Annotated in this window: 15 protein-coding genes; 1 reads left to right on the forward strand and 14 read right to left on the reverse strand. The window is 44.5% G+C overall.

Annotated features, from left to right (window positions below; translation table 11 throughout):
- Positions 1-1,227: 1,227 nt before the first annotated feature.
- The 4 genes from H6F73_RS19790 to H6F73_RS19805 form a co-directional block, all read right to left on the reverse strand.
- Positions 1,228-4,065: a PAS domain-containing protein gene (locus H6F73_RS19790; RefSeq protein ID WP_190760475.1), complete on the reverse strand. Its 2,838-nt coding sequence runs from the start codon at positions 4,063-4,065 to the stop codon at positions 1,228-1,230.
- Positions 4,066-5,069: 1,004 nt separating this feature from the next.
- Positions 5,070-5,942, reverse strand: coding sequence for a nucleotidyltransferase domain-containing protein (locus H6F73_RS19795; protein ID WP_242072548.1), 873 nt, complete (start codon positions 5,940-5,942; stop codon positions 5,070-5,072).
- 20 nt (positions 5,943-5,962) lie between these two features.
- Complete coding sequence (locus tag H6F73_RS19800; protein ID WP_190760476.1) at positions 5,963-6,598, reverse strand: GerMN domain-containing protein; 636 nt, start codon at positions 6,596-6,598, stop codon at positions 5,963-5,965.
- A gap of 205 nt (positions 6,599-6,803) precedes the next feature.
- A complete protein-coding gene (locus tag H6F73_RS19805; RefSeq protein WP_190760477.1) occupies positions 6,804-8,081 on the reverse strand; it encodes a hypothetical protein in 1,278 nt (425 codons plus the stop codon).
- A 464-nt stretch (positions 8,082-8,545) separates the two neighbouring features.
- Here H6F73_RS19805 and H6F73_RS19810 point away from each other — a divergent pair, with 464 nt between their 5' ends.
- A complete protein-coding gene (locus H6F73_RS19810) occupies positions 8,546-9,274 on the forward strand; it encodes a DUF72 domain-containing protein (protein WP_190760478.1) in 729 nt (242 codons plus the stop codon).
- A 75-nt stretch (positions 9,275-9,349) separates the two neighbouring features.
- Here H6F73_RS19810 and H6F73_RS19815 read toward each other — a convergent pair whose 3' ends face one another.
- The 10 genes from H6F73_RS19815 to H6F73_RS19865 form a co-directional block, all read right to left on the reverse strand.
- Positions 9,350-10,294: an alpha/beta hydrolase gene (locus tag H6F73_RS19815; protein ID WP_190760479.1), complete on the reverse strand. Its 945-nt coding sequence runs from the start codon at positions 10,292-10,294 to the stop codon at positions 9,350-9,352.
- Positions 10,294-10,677 (reverse strand): AbrB family transcriptional regulator, encoded by a 384-nt coding sequence (locus H6F73_RS19820; RefSeq protein ID WP_190673782.1) that lies wholly within the window; start codon positions 10,675-10,677, stop codon positions 10,294-10,296. The genes H6F73_RS19815 and H6F73_RS19820 overlap by 1 nt, the downstream gene beginning before the upstream one ends.
- A 449-nt stretch (positions 10,678-11,126) precedes the next feature.
- Positions 11,127-11,999 (reverse strand): ABC transporter substrate-binding protein, encoded by an 873-nt coding sequence (locus H6F73_RS19825; RefSeq protein ID WP_190760480.1) that lies wholly within the window; start codon positions 11,997-11,999, stop codon positions 11,127-11,129.
- A gap of 95 nt (positions 12,000-12,094) precedes the next feature.
- Positions 12,095-12,886, reverse strand: a complete 792-nt coding sequence (locus tag H6F73_RS19830) for an ABC transporter ATP-binding protein (RefSeq protein ID WP_190760481.1) — start codon at positions 12,884-12,886, stop codon at positions 12,095-12,097.
- 229 nt (positions 12,887-13,115) lie between these two features.
- On the reverse strand, positions 13,116-14,117 hold the full coding sequence (locus H6F73_RS19835) for an iron ABC transporter permease (RefSeq protein ID WP_190760482.1): 1,002 nt from the start codon (positions 14,115-14,117) through the stop codon (positions 13,116-13,118).
- Positions 14,110-14,745 (reverse strand): dihydroxyacetone kinase subunit DhaL, encoded by a 636-nt coding sequence (dhaL, locus tag H6F73_RS19840; RefSeq protein ID WP_190760483.1) that lies wholly within the window; start codon positions 14,743-14,745, stop codon positions 14,110-14,112. The genes H6F73_RS19835 and dhaL overlap by 8 nt, the downstream gene beginning before the upstream one ends.
- A 10-nt stretch (positions 14,746-14,755) precedes the next feature.
- On the reverse strand, positions 14,756-15,829 hold the full coding sequence (dhaK, locus tag H6F73_RS19845) for a dihydroxyacetone kinase subunit DhaK (protein ID WP_190760484.1): 1,074 nt from the start codon (positions 15,827-15,829) through the stop codon (positions 14,756-14,758).
- Positions 15,830-16,001: 172 nt separating this feature from the next.
- On the reverse strand, positions 16,002-17,663 hold the full coding sequence (locus H6F73_RS19850) for a dynamin family protein (RefSeq protein WP_190760485.1): 1,662 nt from the start codon (positions 17,661-17,663) through the stop codon (positions 16,002-16,004).
- A gap of 63 nt (positions 17,664-17,726) precedes the next feature.
- On the reverse strand, positions 17,727-18,815 hold the full coding sequence (locus tag H6F73_RS19855; protein WP_190760486.1) for a leucine-rich repeat domain-containing protein: 1,089 nt from the start codon (positions 18,813-18,815) through the stop codon (positions 17,727-17,729).
- Between the two features lie 358 nt (positions 18,816-19,173).
- On the reverse strand, positions 19,174-20,904 hold the full coding sequence (locus H6F73_RS19865; RefSeq protein WP_190760488.1) for a leucine-rich repeat domain-containing protein: 1,731 nt from the start codon (positions 20,902-20,904) through the stop codon (positions 19,174-19,176).
- Positions 20,905-20,946 lie beyond the last annotated feature (42 nt).

Genomic DNA, 20,946 nt, shown 5'->3' on the forward strand with positions numbered 1-20,946 from the left:
TGCCGGCAAACTCAGATCTCAAATTTAAACGATCCTACTAGCGTTCAGCCGCCCCTTGCTCCCTAGTATTTTTATCGATGCCAATTGATTGAAAAACAAGAGTACACGAACCTTTTTTAGCAAATGCATACTTTTGTTTGTAGCCCACTATATAAATTGTAACATATCCCAAAAAAATCCAGCGATAGAAAAGAAAAAAGACTGCTGGCTCTATTGGTTTCCGTAGGATTAACTGAACTTTTTGTTCTTATAAGCACAAGGTTCAAGGATTTTTCAGGGAGTGAGGTTATGACTGCCGTTATTGCAGAAAAGTTGCTGGCTGTCAACCCTAACTCTTGCCAGTTTTTTTACCCTCACGCTAGTAAATTCCAGTAGACAAGGCTCGAATCGCTTTCACACATAAACTAATCGACGAATAATTTTGAAGGTGTTGTAGCATTGTCATATTTTACTGTTATTTTATAATTTTTGATTTTGAGTTTAAATTCAATAATTTAGCGTACTAACATTTCATAGTTTTTTTGAAAAGTTATAAAGAAAGAACAATAACTGCTTTAGTTGCAATAATTAACTATTTATTTTAAAACAATCTAATTAGATAGGTAACGTAATAAATATACTTGCAAACATTTTATTTTTCATTAAGATAAAAATAGATTAACTTTAGATGAAAAACATAAATTTTTTAATAAATTTAAATGTAAAAAATAAAACTATAACTTTATTTTCATGTGTTAATCTTTTTTTACTTTTTAACATTTGTTTCAAGCGGCAGTTTTTGAGGTTGAATGTATGGATAGCCGACTTCAAGAAAATAGAGCTGATTGTTGTATCAAGCATGAAAAAGTTTCAGGGGGTTCATCTAGTTTTGTTTTTTTCCGTTAACTACGGTCTTGCAAAGTTTTATAAATGCAAAAAAGAAGATGTAGTATATACAAAATATAGCCGCTGACTTAAACAGTATCAGATGAATCTTTTCAAATAAAGCTCGCATACTTTCTCAACGCTATCTGTTTGCGCTTAATCACATTCCCCTGGCAAAACTTATGCTGTTTAAGGGGGGATTCAGAAGGGAGGGGGGGAGGGGGATAGGGTTAGAAAAGATAGATAGCTCTAGCTTTTCGCCATTAGCCCCAATAAATGGGTGCTTAAGCCTTACCTTATTGTTACCTCATTGCCTATCGGCAGTTTTTTTGAAACCTTGAAATTAGTGAAGGTATCTGAAGGCTAAACTTCCGTGTCAATTGGAATCGAAATGATAAATTCTGAACCTTCACCCATAACAGAATTGCACGTTAGCTTTCCGCCATGTTTTTCTACTACAATTTGGTGGCTAATGGATAATCCTAATCCTGTACCTTTGCCCACCGGCTTGGTTGTGAAGAACGGGTCAAACAGCTTGGATTTGACTTGATCACTCATACCAGGGCCGTTATCACTAATGCGAATTTCTAGGGTTTTACCGTTTATGAGGGATGTGCAAATGCGAAGCAGTCCTTTGTCTTTTGTTCGCTGTTCGGGGTGCGAAGCAGATAATTTTTGCTCGCCGGCAAAGGATTCTTCAATGGCATCAATGGCATTACTGAGCAGATTCATAAACACTTGGTTCAGTTGGCCGGCATAACAGGGGACTAAAGCAAAATCTCCATATTCTTTAATCACTTCAATACCTGGACGCCCTGCTTTAGCTTTCAGCCGGTTTTGTAAAATCAGCAGTGTGCTGTCTATCCCAGAGTGGATATCCACCGGCTTCTTTTGGGCTTCATCCAAGCGAGAGAAATTCCGCAAGCTAAGCACAACTTCGCGAATGCGATCTGCCCCCACCTGCATAGAAGACAAAAGTTTAGGAAAATCTTGGGTTAGGAAATCGAGGCTGACGCGCTCAATGTGACTTTGAATTTCTGCTACAGGATGGGGATAGTGTTTGGCATAAAGATTGACAAGGCTCAGCAAGTCTTGAGTGTACTGACGCGCGTAGGCAAGATTACCGTAAATAAAACTAACTGGGTTATTAATTTCATGGGCGACCCCAGCAACCAATTGCCCCAAAGAAGACATTTTTTCGGTTTGAATCAGTTGGGTTTGAGTGGCTTGCAGGTCTTGCAAAGCCCGCTCTAGCTGTTGGGCTTGCTGCCTGAAGTTCTCTTCAGACCGGCGCAACGCTTCTTCTGCCTGTTTGGCCAAGGTGATGTTTTGCGTCATCACGAGACCTGCGAGCACTTCTCCCTGTTCGTTTCTCACCGGCAGGGTGTGGGTTAGATAAAGCCGGTTGGCATAGGGTACTTCAGCCACCGTCTCTTCCCCTGCAAGTGCCGCCCGGTAAAGCGGTTCGCTAAGGGTAGCGGTTTCTGGTGGGAAAACTTCTGACAAAGTCTTGCCTTGCACTAACTTTTTAGAAAGCCCGATTTTAGCTAACTCGGTGCCTTCTGCCAGGGTGTAGCGGAGGTTGTGGTCAAATAAGCACACCGATCCGTTGGGGAAGTTCCTTGCGAGTGTGCGGTACAGATTCTTACTGCGTCGCAGTTCAGCTTCCATTTGCTTACGTTCGGTGATGTCTAGCCCAACAAAGACCGCTCTTTTTCCTTGATTGTACTTCTGAGCCACCATCAAATAACTTCGCCGTTCGCCATCATGATCGACACAAATTTCTTGAGAAGTTGTTTGTTGTGAACTGGCAAAAGACTGGCGTACAAATTCGGCAAATCCAGGCCGGCTTTCCATAAAACCAACTTCTCGCCCAATGAAGGTGTCAGCCGGCAAATTTAAGGCGGCGGCAACATGGCGGTTGACTCCGAGATATCGCAAATCTGAATCTAACCAAGATACTAAACCGGGTACGGCATCCAAGACAGCCTGGAGTTGATCTTTGGCATTTTGCAACTCGTCAGAGGCTTGTTTGCGTTTGGTAATGTCCACCCCGACAAAAACAGCTCTTGTCCCCTGACAGTATTTTTGCGCGACGATTAAATAACTGCTCTCACCTCCTTCAAAGCCTACGCACACTTCTTGGGCGGCTGTCTTTTCTGAAGAAGTAAAAAACTGACGAACAAAGTCGGCAAATTTGGGGCTGGTTTCTAAAAAGCCCACTTCCCGACCCAGAAAGCTTTCTGGGGCCAAGTTAAAGGCGGCGGCTAAATGCCGGTTTACCCCCAAGTAGCGCAGATCGCATCCGATCCAAGAAACTAATCCGGGAACGGCATCCAAGACTGTCTGGAGTTGCTCGTTGGCGTTTTGCAGTGCGATTTCGGCTTGTTTGCGTTCGGTAATGTCTCGCACAAAGGCGCAGTGGTACTCAGCACCTTTGAATTCCAAATAATTGACGGTGACTTCGGCAGGAAACAGGAGACCTTCTTTGGTGCGGTAGGTGGTTTCAAAGGTGAAGGATTGAAATTGCTTAATCGCTCGCCAGTGTTCTACCCACAGGTTGCCAGAAAATGCAGGGTTGATGTCGTGAGCGCTCAGCGAAAGTAGTTCTTCGGCGCTGTACCCCAACAATTGGCAAGCGGCTTCATTGACGTAGCTCAATTTTGCATCTGAGGTCATCCAAAAGACTGCATCAGCAGCTTTGTCCATTGCAAACTGAGTGAGCTGTAGCGCTTGAGCGAGATGCTTGCGTTCGGTCACGACTTCGGTGAATAAGATTAATCCACCAATTTCACCGGCACAGTTATGCCAAGGCTGGATATCCCACTTGACCCAATCTTGTTTGCCATCAGGTGTGGTGAGAGATTCTTCTTGGCTGTGTCCCTGTTCGCCGGCTAAACAGTTGTGGTAAATTTGCTGCCACTCTGGATTGCCGGCTGGAAAAAATTCGTAATGAGATCGACCAATGAGGTTTTCCGATTCTAAGCCGTACTCGCTCTGCCACCGACGCGAAACGGCTAAATAATGCATTTGCCGGTCTACCATCGCGACTGCTGCCGGTACGTGTTCTACAAATCGGCGAAATCGCTCTTCACTCTCATGCAGTGCCACGTCTGTCCTTTGGTGATTGTGATTAATTGGCTCTTGAACTTTGTGCGAGGGTTGCAGATGAAGCGTTTGCTGAACGGATGTTTTAAGCACTCTGGGAAACCTCCGGTATGGCTCTGAATGAGAATTTTGACAGTTGTTTTGTTATTAAATATCCGTGCTTTTCCTACCAAAATATGCTTGTAATCGTTGGTAGGGTTAACGCACAATTGGGCCATCCAAAAGTTAAAACTTTCAAACGTCCGTCAAGTTTGAGTCCGCTTTTTTGAAAAGCTCCTCGCTATCAATGGTGGTTTCTTACTGAGGTTAAAGCCCCAAGCTATGGCTTGAAAGTTGCCAAATTCTATAAACCCTAGTTAAATCCATCCTGGCGGCGGCACTGCCGTCTTCAGGTTGAGTGATGCGAACCCTATGAGCCGATGAAGTTAGATGCGGGAGTGGATGCACTGGGCTGAATTAACTGTGTCTTTAACAAAGACTTTGCTTCCCACGGCTTCGGTTTTATGACCTATGTCCCCTAACTTAACTTTTCTTTATGATAGTCGTCAAATTTTTTTTGTACATTTTTGCATAAATTTTAATACTTTGTATCGCAATTTTACACAATTTAAAAAAAATATCATGTTTGGTTGCAATCTCAGCCGGCCAGCCTTGCGCCCGAAGGTATCCTTATTGCCGTTGGACTGGGTCGCTTGCACGCTCGCGCAAGTTATTGCCTGATTAGCATGAAATTAAAAAATTTACCACTGTTTTAAGTAATTCTTAAAATTTCAGGAGTTTAAAAGGGAAATTTTTGATTGGCTGTTTTTTATTACTTTGAACAGAGGAAAATAAAACGGAAGCCTCCCAAATAAAATATTCTCTGGTTTTCTGCCGGCTCAGTTGATATTTTGAGATATAAATAATTTTACACTTAATTTTATTAAATTTATTGCAAACATCAAAGGATTTGTTTTAAAACCCGCAGATTTTGCAGCTGATAGCAGATAAACACATAGAACTTCGACAGTTTAAGGCAATGGAAGGGAAGTTTATAAGATTTCTGCAAGAGGTTTGATGAGCAAATCCTGCTTTTTTATGTTTTTATAAGTTTTTTATTAACTGATATTTAAGCCGGCTTCAGCTTTTTTCACAGTTTCAGCAAAAAGCACTTCTGCTTCCTGCTGTTTTTTGGCAAGATCGGCAAGGTTCATCACGCAATAAAGCTGTTCCACACGGGCGATGACTTCTGGGGGAAAATCTCGGTTAAAGTATTTGGTTTCAAAATCGTATCGATTGGGTCGATAGACCATTCCCAAAACTTCAACTAAAGGGTTAAGGGTGTGTGAGTGGTAGTTAGAAATTGCAGCGACTAAGTTTCCACGATTGAGTTCTTTTTTAACAAAGATTTGTAAGAAATCAAAATTATTTTTCAAAATTGCAAGTCTAGCTTGCATTTCCTGTAAATGTTTGCTTTGATTGATCGCCGGCCTCGTGACAAGATTGGCTTTATCAAATCCAACAACAACATTACCGTGTCGTTCCACTTCTAAAAAATCGTTATGACTGCTGCGCTTGATTACGGCAAAATCAATTTGTAAAAAAGGATTCACTCCTTCAAGTTGATAAAAGCACTGGCTGTGTCCATGCCAAGCCGGTTCTGGCACTCTCCATTTAAATTGAATCTCAGAAATTTTTTTGAGAGCTTGTTCAAGAATATCGAAGGTATCTTGAACCCGATTGTCTTCAACAATCACTGCAATATCGATATCTGACCACTCATCAGTATATCCGTGCGCTGCCGAACCGCCCTGCCATAAAGCTAAAACCCAATCGATGGGCTGCAGGGCCGCGATAATCGTTTCTAGAATAACCGCTCTCATCGATTGTCCAAAAAGATAGAGGAAACCAACAAATAAAAGAAGCAGCGTCAGACTCAATCCCCAAAGTAGTGCCGGCATCAACGGCTTAATGTCATTAATTGCCGGCATTCCAATTCTGTCAGTTTATCCTATCTTTGCGCGGTTTTCAAACACAAGTTCTCACCGCTATGATCGGCTAAGCAGTTACCGTTTTTATCAAGGATAATGGCAGATTTAACGGTCGGAAATTGTTTGAGGGTGGCATTGATAGCGGTTTTTGCACGAGCATCATCTCCAACGCCGGATGAAACCACATCTTTGCAGAATTTCACTTTGGCGACTCCATTGGTGACGGAGATGGTAAAGTTTCGGCCACAGTTAGAGTTTCCTCTTAATTTGACAGCATCGGCTAAGCCCTTTTGCCGTTCGGCTGCTTGGGGGCCGGCTATCAATTGTTCGATAGCGAAGGTAGCTACACTCTGACTTTCTGTTGTCCGCCACACAGCCTCAACATCGGTAAAATTTTGAGTGGTTGCAGAGTTTTTTGGGAAAAAGACTTTGACCTTAGTTTTAGCTGCTTTAATGGAATTTGATGCTCCTTGAGCAACTTGTTTTACTCCATTATTTTGCTGAGAGTTCGTTACGTTTGACGCTGATTGTGATGCGGTAACTTGTGGAGATGGGTTGGGTGAAGGTACAGCAGTTGTTACAGAAGTGGAACAAGCGTTAACAGTGCAAACAGTCAGGAGAAGGAATAAAGCGCGGAAAGTTGATTGGCGGTTCATTTGCATTTTGACCTGTTTAGAAGTTTGTTTAATGTCTACGCTGCTATATTGGCTTCAAGCCAACTCAACTGGATTTCGCGAGTGCCAAAAAGTTAATTGGCTACGAATTGTTGGATTTTTGAGCCGGCATTGGGAACCGGCCTCATTTTTAAGGGTGCCAAAAAAGAAACTGTCTATGCCTCAGTCTATTTTGTTACTCGTCTTACTAAAGCCGGCTATTGCCTTCCAACTGAGTATTTGGATCTTCCAGTCGGATTTGGGAACCGTCCTCATTGGTGCGGTAAACTAAGCTTTGGCCTCTGCCGTCTATCATCACTCGCCATCCCACAAACCTACCTAGTGCACAGCCATCTGCGGGACTTGGCAAACCAAAACAGCTATCAGACCAAAATTGCCTTTGTGCTTGGAGGATGCGTAATTCAGAAGTGGGTGCGTTTAAACGTTTGCCGGCTTCCCGCAAAGCTGCGTAAGCAATGGTATTAGGTGCTTCGTCGTTGCGCGGAGGCATTCCGGCAATTGCTTCTGTCCGGATTTGAGAACCGGCATTATCTGTACGATAGACTTGAATTTCCTTGGGTTTGCCTTCCACAACTACTCGCCAACCGGGTGTCGGAGTTCCCATGCAGCGTTCCACAGGACTGGGAAGACCTAAACAAGCATCGGGCCAAGTTTCCTGCTTAATTTCTACAATTAAAAGTTCGGAGGTTGGCAAGGTTAAGTGTTGAGATGCCAGCTTTAAAGCGATATTGGCAACGGCAGCAGGTGCTTTCGTATTAACCGTGAGGAGTTCTCTTTTAGAAAGTCTAACCAAGGAACCCGTTTCGTCAGTATTATAAACCCAGCGCTTTTGTCCGTTTTGTAAGGTAATTTGCCAGCCGGTTGTCGCGATTTGATCGCAAGGATAGGGAAATGTTGAGACTTCGCAACCATAGGCCCAATTGGCTTTGATAGCTTTGACAATGCGGAAGCTTTTCTCTGGTAATTTCCAAGCTTTTGCAGCTTCTTGCAAAACGGCTTTTTCTACAGATTTCGGCAAATTGCTTTCAATAATATTGCTAGCTGCTTCATTCAGTCTGACTTGGGAACCACGGGTATCGCTGCGATAAATTAAGCGTTGCTGTTTGGCTTCTAACGTGACTTCCCAAGCCGGCATATTTATTTTTGTGCAACCTTCAGCCGGCTTCGGTAAATTTAAACAGCCGTTGGTTTGAATTTGTTCAGATTTAACAATGCGAAACTCTTTTGGTTGCAACCCTGTGCGTTGACCGGCAGCTTTCAGGACGGCATTCGCAACGACTTGAGGCAATTTACTGGAAGGGCGTCTTTGTTTAATTTGTTGGGCAGTCCTGTCTTGCCGGTTAAAAGCTTCTGCGCTTGCTGTTTGTAGCAGGGATAAAGTTCCCCCACTTGCCAAGATTCCTGTTAGCGTTAAGGCGACAAAAACACGAGACTTTAGATTATTTTTCTGTTGGAAGTCTTTCATAGCTAGTGCGTTATAATGGGTGATTGAAAATACTCTTCATGTTCTCACATCAAGAAACTGGAAACTTTTGGGAAATTTGGAGATAGGCCGGCAGTGCAAAGATTAAGGTGTTTCGGATTTTGGCGCTGATTGTAAAAAACTCCCCAAAAATTATTGAAGAAAAAGAAGCGCTCAAATTAACCAAAAACATCATAAAACTCGGTTGCCGGTTAGTCGCAAATTAGCCAGAGGTTTGCTTTGTTATTGTTCTAGCATTCTGCCTCAAGGGGGATGTCAGTGGTTTCTAAAACTGAAACCGGCAGAGAGTGGGTGAATTAACCGGCGGTTAATGGCTAGTTGTTGTAAAGTACAGAGAGTACCAATGCTTTACGTGCTTTCTTTGGCCTCGAATTGCTCAGCAAAGACTGGTTTACTTTTGAGTCCTATCATGAAACCTTACGATCAGGACTTTTAAGATCAAAATAATGGCGATCCACATCGGCACATCAGGTTGGAGTTATGACCACTGGCAGGGGATACTCTATCCTCACCAATTGCCACCCCGCGAAAGGCTTCATTATTATATCCAGCGATATCAAACCGTCGAAGTTAACAGCACTTACTACCGCTGGCCTCCAGATGCTACGTTTTCTGGCTGGCAGCAACGTCTCCCAGAGGGCTTTTTGATGACGGTAAAAGCGCCTCGCGGTTTGACGCACAGCACTCGTTTGTATTCGCCGGAAAGATGGTTAGATCGGATGGATGCCGGCCTGCACTGTCTCGGAGACAAGTTGGGCATTCTACTGGTGCAACTGCCGCCCAAGTTTGCCTGCGATCTTCCACGTCTGGCTTACTTTTTGCAACGAACGCCGGCTTGGATAAAATTAACAGTAGAATTCCGGCATCCGAGTTGGCACCGGCACGAAGTTTTTGAGTTACTCGAACAAAGAAATGCGGCTTACTGCGTAATGAGTGGGGCAAATTTGCCCTGCATTCTTCGCGCCACAGCCTCATTTGTGTATGTGCGGCTACATGGCCCAGATCAGAACTTCCTTTATGGCGGATCGTATTCTGACAACGATCTGCACTGGTGGGCTGATCGCATCCGCGAGTGGGAAGCGCAGGGACGCAGTGTGTTTGTTTACTTCAACAACGATGGAGAGGGAAATGCTGTCAGGAATGCAGATACTTTGAAGGGGTTTTTAGGCGTTTGAAGCGGTTTTAAATTAATCCTAATAAATCTTATTCACAAAAAATTTCCGCCTGGTTGGATAGATGCCTGCCGGCACCTACCCTGATTCCTTGTGCCAAAATGCGTGGAGTTGGCCGGCTATGTCTGCGATCGCTTGTTTGCCGCCATCAAGTACCGATGCCCAGCCGACAAAACTGTGAATCATGCCGGCATACTGTTTCAGCCACACCGGCACCCCGGCTTCTTGCAGCCGCGCCCCATAGGCTTCGGCTTCATCGCGCAGCACATCGCATTCAGCAGTGATAATAAGTGCCGGTGGCAGGTTACTTAAGCTATCAGCCAGCAGGGGAGAAGCATAGGGATTTTGTCCATCCTCCCCACTGCTGAGATAGTGATGCCAGAACCAGATCATCTCGTCATGGCTTAAACCATAGCCCCCTTGCCCATAAAGCCGGTAAGACTCGGTTTCAAAGCCATAACAAGTTACGGGGTAAATTAGCAGTTGATGCACGATGGCTGGAGAACCTTTATCTCGCGCCATGAGTGCTACCGCCGCAGCGAGATTGCCGCCGGCGCTATCCCCTCCCACAGCAATGCGAGTGGGTTCACCATTGATCACAGCGGCATTCGCGGCACACCAGGCAGTCGCAGCAAAAGCATCTTCGACAGCGGCGGGAAACTTATGTTCTGGGGCGAGTCGGTAATCTACCGACACCACCACACACTTCGCATCCCTCGCCAACAAGCGACAAATATTATCTGCCGCATCCAGATCGCCCAGTACCCACCCGCCACCGTGAAAATACACCAGCACCGGCAAGGGTGTGCTGCTTTGTGGGCTATAAATACGAACCGGAATATTGCCATCCCCGCCAGGAATGGTTCGATTTTCGATGTGAAAAACGGCTGGTGGTTTGAGCGCTTTCCCTCGCACTTTTGCGGCGAGTTCCCGTGCCTGTGCTGGTTCGAGGGTAGTAAGGGCCGGTAATTCCAGCCGATCTAGTTGCTGCAAAAATTTCTGTACTTGTGGATTGAGCGACATTAATCTTCTACGCGATCAACTTGTTTCAGATGAATGTGCTTGCGTCCTAAGGAAATTTCAAACTCATCTCCCGGTTGGAGTTCCATTTGTTTGGTGTAGGCAGCACCGATCAAAAGGTTTCCGTTCGTTTGCACGCTAATGCGATAGCTTGCTGTCCGTCCCCCGCGCCCAGATCCTTCAGAATTTCCATCAAGATCGATTCCTTCCGCATCTATCAGTGCGTTAAGGAACTTCATAATGTTGACCCTTTCCAATCCGTTTTTGGTAACGGTGTAGTAACCGCAGGCTTTCGCTTTTTCTTCTTTGCTGAGATTGGAAAGCTCTTTAACTTTCTTCAGCAGGTCTTCACCTGTTAGAACTTGAGGAGTTTTTGCTTTAGCCATTAAATCACACCTTAGAAAAATTATTCAATGATTCTATCATTAACTAGCTAAAACACAAGAGGATTTTTAAGGATTTAGTACCGGCTCTATCCAAAGATGGGAGAGCGAGAATTAAATCGCCCTAAAATTCTACCTGAAGGAATCACCCTCAAAGATGTACCGACCCGCTAGGCTTAATGACTGCAACTCATCTTGAGTCTTGTTAGTTGCCCACCGATTAATTTCTCTCTTCCTCGTCTCCCGCTCCCCCTTTCCCCCCCTATTTTAATGACAGGTATTGCTAAGGGATGCGATCTTGCTCTGTGTAGCCGGCATCGGCACAAGCAACGAGAATTTCCAGCTAGATATTATAAAGGAGGAAAAGACGGAAGCGATCAAGAATTTGGCATTTTGCACATTGAATAACGTTGGTGCCGGCACTCTCTTGCCCCACCTTTTCCCTCACCGAGCTAAGCTTTAGTTGTTGCTGAAAGCGCCTGCTCAAGCTGGTTACAGGCTGCTTCAATTTTGTCAATGCTACCGGGATTTACCAACCCGTAGTAGTCAAAAACATACACTCGGTTGTTCTGAGTCGCTCTTAGCTTTCCCCAGAAAGGCTCAGACTTAAACTGCTTGAGATTTTCCTGTCTGGTGTCCACAACTAAGATCATTTCGGGATTTGCCTGCAACACTTTTTCTGCCGAAAGCGTCACATACCCACCGATGGGACTTTTACCTTGTAAGTCTGCCACGACATTATTTGCCCCAAATTTAGCCAGCAAATCGCCCGTCCAACTGTTTTTGTTGGGTGAGAGAATCGGTTGGCGGCTCACGAGCACTAAAGTAGATGGAGAGTCGGTTGCCGGCTTTTCGATAAACGTTTGATAGCGTGACAACAGTGGCTGAGGATCGGCACCAATTGCTTGAGCGAGGCTTTTAGTGATTTCTGCAAGGTCATCCCATTTATCAATCTGGGTGGAGAGAGTGGGAATCCCTAGCTCTTTCAATTTTGGCAGGATTTCAGCATGAAACTCCTCACTCCCGACAACGAGATCGGGTTTGAGAGCGACAATTTTTTCCAGATTGGGGGGCGTTTGACCCTTGCTAACTTGCGCGATTCCCTGAAAGCGGGCATCCTCTTCAAATAACTTGCTGCCTGTTATGCCAACGAGTTTGGTTTTGTCCAGCCGGTAGATAATATCCGAAGAGAGAGAGGTGAGGGTGACAACTCTTTCGACTACCTTTTTAGAGGTGTCTGTTGGCGAGTTCGTGGCAGGGGCGCAAGCGACTAACACAACACTTAATAAGAGTGCGGCAACGGCGAATATCCAACGACGAAGCATAAAAACCTCCGGGTTTGAAACGCAATATTTAAGGAGAATGGAAAATTTTTCAGCTTCCCTTCTTTCCCTTTTCTGCTCAGTCATCGGGAAAACAATCAACCCGAAACCGCAACAGAGGGGGAAATCGGGCAAATTTGAGGGCCAACCGGCGTCTGCAGAACGACAACTTCGACGTCAAAAACTTGGGCGAAATTTTCAGCAGTCAGAACTTGTGCCGGCGTCCCGATGTCACTCAGCCGCCCATGCTTAAGCATGGCGATGCGTGAACTATACCGCGCCGCTAAGTTTACCTCATGCAGTACCGTTACAATTGATAGTCCTTGTTGCTGGTTGAGTTTTTTGAGGAGTTCCAGCAGTTGCAGCTGATAGTGAATATCTAAATAAGTTGTCGGTTCATCTAATAACAATACGCGCGGCGATTGTGCCAGCGCCAGTGCCAAAAATGCCCGCTGCCGTTCTCCCCCGGAGAGTTGTTCGACGGGGCGATCGCTAAATGGTTCAATCCCTGTCTCAACAATTGCCTCCTCAACTTTGGCGCGATCTTCTGCATTGAGTTCCCACTGCCACCAAGGTTGATGCGGTGTTCTCCCCAACCCGACTAACTGCCGCACTGTCAAGCCGGCGGGAATTGGTTGCTGTTGCGGCAAAATTGCCAATTTTTGCGCGACTACATTTGCCGGCTGGCTGTGAATGGCTTTTCCATCTAAAATGACTGTGCCTTGCTGGGGTTGCAGGATGCGGCTAAGAAGTTTAAGCAAGGTAGATTTACCTGAACCGTTTGCGCCAACTAAACTCAGCCACTCGCCCGGTTGTAGGGTTAAGTCAATGTCATGAATCACAGGCGTTGTATCGTAACCACCGGCAAGATTTTGAACTTCTAAGGGCATGATCTGGGGAGAGAGGCAGAGGGGGAGAAGGGGAGAAGTTTATATAATCAGAAAAACAAGTTTTTTGGCAACGTCCCAGAGGGGGAGAAACGTTAATTTTGAGATTTAGACAAATTCAACTGAGTATGTGAATGAATATCTAACGTTTTAATTGCTACTAAGTAAGTAGATAAAATTAAGCATCAGCCTTAAAAAGGGACATGGGGAATTTGCTACATTATCTCCCCCCTTATAAACGTGTCGGGGCAATAGATCGGCGAGACAGCAACCAGATAAACAAGGGCGATCCCAGAAGTGCGGTGACAGCACCCACCGGCAACTCAACTGCCCCCAAGCGAGATAACATATCGGCAAACGTTAGGACTAAAGCCCCGCCAACGGCTGAAAGCGGCAAAACCCAGCGGTAGTCTGTTCCCACTAGCAGCCGCACGCCATGCGGTACGATTAAACCGACAAATCCAATTAAGCCGCCCACACTAACAGCACCGGCAGCGAGTAAAGTAGCGACGCCTCCGATTAAAATGCGTGATCGCATTAAAGAAAATCCCAATCCCACTGCAAGATCGTCGCCTAAATTTAAGATATTAACTGAACGTGCTAGCAGACAGCCGGCGACTAATGCTATCAAAATATAAGGGCCGGCTAATCTCACTTCTGACCATCCTCTGCCATTGAGACTGCCAATCAGCCAATTGAGGGCAACTTGCACCCGCCCATCATCTGCCAACAACAGCATGGTTGATTGAGTTGCACCAAAGAGGGAACTAACCGCAACTCCGCCTAAAATTAATCGTTCTACTGAAACGCCGGTGCTTTTGGTACGGGCAATAAAATAAACAAATACGGTTGTTAATATGGCCCCAATCCAAGCGGCTAAGGGCAACCAAGCGGTAAATAATCCTAAAGTTACTAACCCTACAGCAACTAAACCTGCGCCGGCAGAAATTCCCAATAAAAAGGGATCAGCTAATCCATTCCGCAACATTCCTTGTAGCAACGCACCCGACATTCCTAAAGCCGCCCCAACCACTAACGCTGCCATTGTGCGCGGCAGTCGTAAATCCCAGAGAATCGTTTGATTGATCGGATCACCTTGATGTTGCACCGCTTGCCACAACTGGGCAAAACTCAGGGAAACAGCACCTTGAGATAAGGAAAGTGCAACCGTTAGAAGCAAGCAAATACCCAAAATGATGCCGGCTTGCCAAGCGCTGTTACCTCGTTTACTCATGATTTTGTAAAGTTTCTAATAATGTTTTGAGAATGAGATAAACAGACGTAGCCCCGGCATCTGGGTGGCCGGCACTGCGATCCCCTAAATAACTTGCCCGTCCCTTTTTTGCCACTAAGGGAATGGTGTTTTTTACGCCCTCTTCTGCCGCTGTTACGGCCCGATTTAAGGCTTCTTTTGTCTCCATTCCTTCAGCGATGGCGTTTTTAAAAGCGTCAGATGCCGGCAGCAAAGCATCGAGCATTGTTTTATCACCTAACTGCGCTTTACCACGTTGAATAACGCCATCAACCCCGGCTTCTAAAAACGCGCTCATATCTTGATCAGTTAATTCTAATTTGCCGGCAACCGCTGTACTCGCGCGTAAAAATAGCGTGCCATAAAGCGGCCCACTCGCACCCCCGACACTAGAAATCAGCGTCATACTTACTGCTTTAAGAATGTCTGCAATATCTTTGTCAGCGACGCTAGGTAACTGCGTTAAAACTTTTTGAAAACCGCGATTCATATTAATGCCGTGATCCGCATCGCCAATTGCAGCATCTAATTCAGTTAAGTAGTCTTTATTTTCCTGTATCGTGACAGCGATGGCTTGTAACCACTGCACGATTTGCTCTTTTGTTACCATAATGCCTCCTTTAAATTCCCCATCGTAAGCTTGGCGTTTTCACCGGCGCATCCCAAAATTTAAGCATTTCCTCATCTAACTTTAGCAAGGTAATCGAACAGCCTTGCATATCTAAAGCAGTCATATAAGGGCCAATTAAATTGCGGACAATTTGAATTTTATGCTGTTCACAGATTTTTGCCAAGTGTCGATAAACAATGTATAACTCAGAAAGAGGAGTGCCACCCATGCCATTCACAAAAGCTAAAACTGAATCACCGCTTTGCAACGGAGGATCGCTGAGTTCTACTTCCACCCATTCTCCTTTATTTGCATCCCATTCTCGCAGTGTGCGGGTATAATTTGAATCTTCGATAATAGAAACCGCAAGCATTTCGGTTATTTCATCGGCTGATTTCACCGGCACCCTTTGACGTCCGGGTTCACCGTGAATGCCAATTCCCATTTCGATTTCATCATCACCTAAGTTAAACGTGGGACTTCCTTTTGCCGGCACTGTGCAAGAAGTTAGTGCCATTCCCATGCTACGTCCGTTTAGGTTAACGTGCCGGCAAAGATCGGCAATTTGCTGTAAATTGTAACCCGCTTCAGCAGCAGCCCCACATATTTTTTCTGCAAGTATCGTTGTGCCAACTCCTCTACGCCCTTGGGTATAAAGTGAATCTTTAACGGCAATATCATCATCAATCAAAATGTTAAGAATTGGAATGCCTTCTGAAGCAGCAAGTTCGGCTGCCATCTCGAAGTTCATCACGTCGCCTGAGTAGTTTTTAACGATGTTGAGGATGCCGGCACCACTATTCACCATTTTTGCGGCTTCTAGCATTTGATCAGGAGTTGGAGAAGTAAAAACTTCACCAGGACAAGCGGCGTCTAACATTCCCATGCCAACAAAGCCGGTGTGCATCGGTTCGTGTCCACTACCCCCGCCGGAAATAAGGGCGACTTTATTTTGAATGGGTGCGTCTGTGCGATAGACAAAGTGAGGATCAAAATGGATTTTGATTAAATCCGGATGTGCGATTGCCATGCCTTCCAGGCTTTCTCGCACAACATTGTCGGGATTGTTGATAAGTTTTTTCATAGTTTTTTAAGAAGAGGCTGGGATTTGGGCTTTAGAATTGTCAGGAAAAATTTACACACTGGGTATTTTTGGCCGATTTTCCAGATTTTTGGCACGAGTAATCCCAGATAAATCTATTTTCTCAAATTAAAGGTTATTTATTATATTTTTTAGAATTTCAATTTGATTTAGCTCAATGCTGTCTTAGCATCTCTAATTCTTCAGTCAAATTATCCAGCAAGCTTTGCAATAACTGCTGCTGATGTTGCCGGCTGGTTATATCTGCCGGTTCTTCAGCAATTTGAAAATTAATCACCCTGTCTGCCTTTCGCTCATATTCACTTAGTGCCAATAATGCTTGATTGCTAAAGAGTGTTAGATACTCTCTCGCAGCATTTGCATAAGCTTCTTGTACCTGATTTAAATAGGAATCTGAGCTTTCAGGGTTTTTTGGGTCAGTATTTTGATTGAGAAAATAAGTAGCACCGCCTACAACGGCTGCACCCACCGGCCCGCCTAAAACCCAACCGAGTCCAGTTGCTAAAGCGATCGGCGCTGCACTATTCGATGATTTAGAATTGGGAGGTGGATTGGGTAAAATAACTTGCGGATCGCCAGGAAATGAAATGACTAAACCGGCAGGCTGCTCTTTATTGAAGAATTCACAGGCTTGATTGACCCATTTTACAATCGCCTGCTGATAATCTACAAGTGCTTGTTTGAACGATACCCTTTCCCAAGTTCTAAATTCACCTTTTTGCAGCGCTGAAATTAGATCGGATTGGTAGTTTGATAAAAGACTTGACAAGTTTAACCAACTCTGAATCTCTAAAATGCTATCTTGAAAACCTTTTTTAATTAAATTCTGTGCTTTTTGCTTGATTTCAAGTTTAGCTTTGCGCTTTTGTTCAGCCGATTCTAATTCTGTATTAATGTCTCGCATTTTTGTTTGCAAAGCTTGCTGAATTTGAGTTGCGATTGCTAAGACACGAGGCAACCGAATAGCTATTTTATCTTCTTGCATAGCTACAATAGTTTGCAAGGCAGATTCAAACATTTCTAGTCCGGTAGTCTGTGCCGCTGATGTATCTCCTTTCAATCTCGCTCTCAGTGCCGGCAGCGCATCAACGCGGTATAAATTACTGAGATTGTTCGGTAATTCCGAGCGAAAGCTTTCAGCGACAAATAAGAGTCGGTTATAAATTTGTTTTTGCTCTTCAGCTTCTAGTAAATTCAAGAAGTTAACAACAAAAACAACCGTTTTAATTCCTCGATCCAGCAACCAATCTCTCAAGTTCTCTCGCTCACCTAAAGTCATTAGCTTGCGAGCGTCTAGCACCTGAATCACCAAATCTGCTGTTAAAAGTTGGTCGCGCACCAAGTTATCCTGCGCTTCCTGATCATTCGTTCCCGGCAAATCTAATAACTCAACACCGCCTTGCAAGAATGGATGAGGACAGAAAACCTCTACATAGGTGACATCATTCCGCATTCGTCTTTCATCATCTAGAATTGCAAACTGTTTTAAAACATCTGTTCCTTTTTCATTAATTTCAGTGCCATCTTTGAGCGTAATTCGCGTGTGTAGCTCATTTCCATATTTAACTGTAATTGCCGCGCCGGTTGTGGGAATCAGATCAATAGGAAGGGTTCGATTTCCCAGGATAGCGTTGAGCAGCGTTGATTTACCGTAATTAAACGGGCCAAAAACAGCAATCCGAAAGCTTGGTTTTTCTAAATAGTCGCAGATAGAAAGCGCATCTCGATAAAGCTGTGAGTTTTTATCGAGTTCCAGTACGCCAAGTGCGGACTTAAGATGATTGAGAAGGGTTAGAGTCGGTGCCGTTTGTTGCATAATACTGCTCTTTTAAATTGTAGATTTTGGCTTCAATTATTTAAGGTAATAATCGCTAAAAGTTTAAAATTCACAGATAGAGGCCGGCTTCACAGGACAAGTTTTATTGGTGAGCCTTGGATTGTTGCTGAGGAAGAGGCTAAGCAAGTTCGTCAAAGAACTCAAGGGTTTGATGTCGCTAATTTGATTGGTGTCGAGGTAAAGGAAAGTCAAGTTTGTCAGAGAACTCAAGGGTTTGATGTCGCTGATTTGATTGTTCATGAGGTCGAGCTTATCTAGGTTAGTCAGAGAACTCAAGGGTTGGATGTTGCTGATTTGATTGTTGCTAAGGACGAGGCTAAGCAAGTTTGTCAGAGAACTCAAGGGTTGGATGTCGCTGATTTGATTGGTGTCGAGGTAGAGTTCTCTCAGGTTCGTCAGAGAACTCAAGGGTTGGATGTCGCTGATTTGAGTGTTCACGAGGTCGAGCGTATCTAGGTTAGTCAGAAAACTCAAGGGTTGGATGTCGCTGATTTGATTGGTGTTGAGGTAGAGTTCTCTCAGGTTCGTCAGAGAGCTCAAGGGTTTGATGTCGCTGATTTGACTGTTGCTAAGGACGAGCAAACCCAATTTCGTCAGAGAACTCAAGGGTTGGATGTCGCTGATTTGATTGTTCCAGAGGCTGAGTTCTCTCAGGTTCGTCAGAGAACTCAAGGGTTGGATGTCGCTGATTTGATTGGTGTCGAGGCTGAGTTCTCTTAGGTTCGTCAGAGAACTCAAGGGTTTGATGTCGCTGATTCGATTGTTCCACAGGCTGAGGATAGTTAGGTTAGCCAGGGTACTCAGGGGTTTTAGGTCGCTGATTTGATTGTTGTTGACGTAGAGGATAGTTAGATTGGTCAGGGAACTCAAGGGTTTGAGTTCTCTGATTTCTTTGTTGTCGAGGTCGAGTTCTTGGAGAGTTGAAAGCTTCTGGTTCGCTTGATTGCAATCAGAAGTGCCGGCCTCCTTCAAAAGCACATCAACAGTATGCTTTGTTTCTGGCGGAAGACTTTCTTTACTCAAACACCAATCCGCAAAACTTTTTGGCGTTGCTGTCTTTGCATTAACAGGAAAAGATGAGCCTCCTAGAAACAGAGGGACAAGCAGGCCGGCTAAGTAAATTTTGTGCATAAAATGCTTTAACTTTTTCATTAAAATACTTTTTTTTATGACTTTAATAATTACTACTATCTCGATTCTGTTGCATTTTTTATAAAGAGTAATCGAACCTTAAATATTAGCAGTTTAGAAGCTACAGATAGACTCTGGTTTCACAAAAAAACTTTTATTTGTAAGCATTGGATTTTTGTCCAGGTTAAGATGCTTTATATTAGTCAGGCTCCTCAAGGGAGTGAGTTCTCTAATTTGATTATTGTCCAAGTAGAGAATCATTATTTAGTCAGGCTCCTCAGAGGCGTAAGTTCTCTTGCAGCACGCTACGATAAGCCAGCAGAAAACTTTCTGGGTGCAATTTATCTAGCTGCTGCTATTATCTGGCTTCATTGATGACACACCCTAGGTTGAGTTCAGTTAGCTTGGGCAGGGTGCTTAAAGGTTGGAGATCGCTGATTTGATTGTTGCAAAGGTTGAGATGAGTCAGATTAGTTAGAGTGCTCAACGGTTTGAGATCGCTGATTTGATTGTTCTCAAGTATAAGAAAATTCAGATTAGTCAGAGCGCTTAAGGGTTGGAGATCGCTGATTTGATTGTTGCAAAGGTTGAGATGAGTCAGATTAGTTAGAGTGCTCAACGGTTGGAGTTCTCTGATTTGATTGTCGCAGAGGCTGAGGCTAGTCAGGTTTGTCAGAGAACTCAAGGGTTGGAGTTCTCTGATTTGATTGAAGTTGAGTTCAAGGTAAGTCACATTAGTTAGGCCGCTCATCGCTTTAAGATGGCTGATTTGATAGTTTCGGAGGTAGAGGAGAGTCAGGTTAGTCAGGGTGCTCAAGGGTTTGAGTTCTCTGATTTGATTGTTTTCGAGTATAAGGAAATTCAGATTAGTCAGGGTGCTTAAGGGTTGGAGATCACTGATTTGATTTTGGCCGAGTTCGAGGTAAGTTAGGTTGGTCAGGTTCCTCAATGGTTGGAGATCGCTGATTTGATTGTTGTCGAGGTAGAGCTCAGTCAGTTTGGTGAGGGTGCTCAAGGGTTGGAGATCGCTGATTTGATTGTTGTCGAGGCCAAGGCTAGTCAGGTTGGTCAGCGTGATCAGGGGTGTGAGATATCTGATTTGATTGATGCCAAGGTTGAGGTAAGTCAGGTTCGTCAGGTTCCTCAAAAGTGTGAGATCACTGATTTGATTGTTGTCGAGGTAGAGGTGAGTCAGGTTCGTCAGGTTCCTCAAGGGTTTAAGTTCTCTGATTTGATTTTGGTTGAGGCTAAGGAAATTCAGATTAGTCAGGGTGCTTAAGGGTTTGAGATCACTGATTTGATTTTGGTTGAGGGTGAGGTCAGCCAGGTTGGTCAGGTTCCTCAAGGGTTTAAGTTCTCTGATTTGATTTTGGTCGAGGCTAAGGTAAGTCAGGTTGGTTAGGGTGATCAAAGGTGTGAGTTCTCTGATTTGATTGATGGCGAGGTCGAGGTAAGTTAGGTTGGTCAGGTTCCTCAATGGTTGGAGCTCGCTGATTTGATTTTGCTCGAGGCTAAGGTAAGTCAGGTTCCTCAGGTTCCTCAAGGGTTGGATGTCGCTGATTTGATTGTTGCCGAGGTTGAGGTGAGTCAGGTTCGTTAGGTTCCTCAAGGGTTGGATGTCGCTGATTTGATTGTTCCAGAGGCTGAGGTCAGCCAAATTAGTCAGGTTCGTCAAGGGTTGAAGTTCTCTGATTTGATTGCGGTCGAGGTTGAGGTGAGTCAGGTTTGTCAGGTTCTTCAAAGGTTGGATGTCCCTAATTCGATTGTGGTAGAGGTTGAGGTGAGTCAGGTTCGTTAGGGAACTCAAAGGTTGGATGTCCCTGATTTGCTTATCGGAGAGGTTAAGTTCTGTGAGAGTTGAAAGCTTCTCACTAGCCTGGTTGCAGTCAGAAGTGCCGGCCTCCTGCAAAACCACATCAATAGTATATTTTGTTTCTGGAGGAAGACTTTCTTTACTCAAACACCAATCCGCAAAACTTTTTGGAGTTGCTGCCTGTGCCTTGACAGAAAAAGATGATTCTCCTAGAAACAGGGGGACAAGCAGGCCGGCTAAGAAGATTTTCTGCATCATATACTGATCTTTATTCATCTAAATACTCTCTACGCGCATTAAAAAAGTTAATCACCGGCT

It is taken from the genome of Microcoleus sp. FACHB-68 (assembly GCF_014695715.1).
In the GTDB taxonomy this organism is placed as follows: domain Bacteria; phylum Cyanobacteriota; class Cyanobacteriia; order Cyanobacteriales; family Oscillatoriaceae; genus FACHB-68.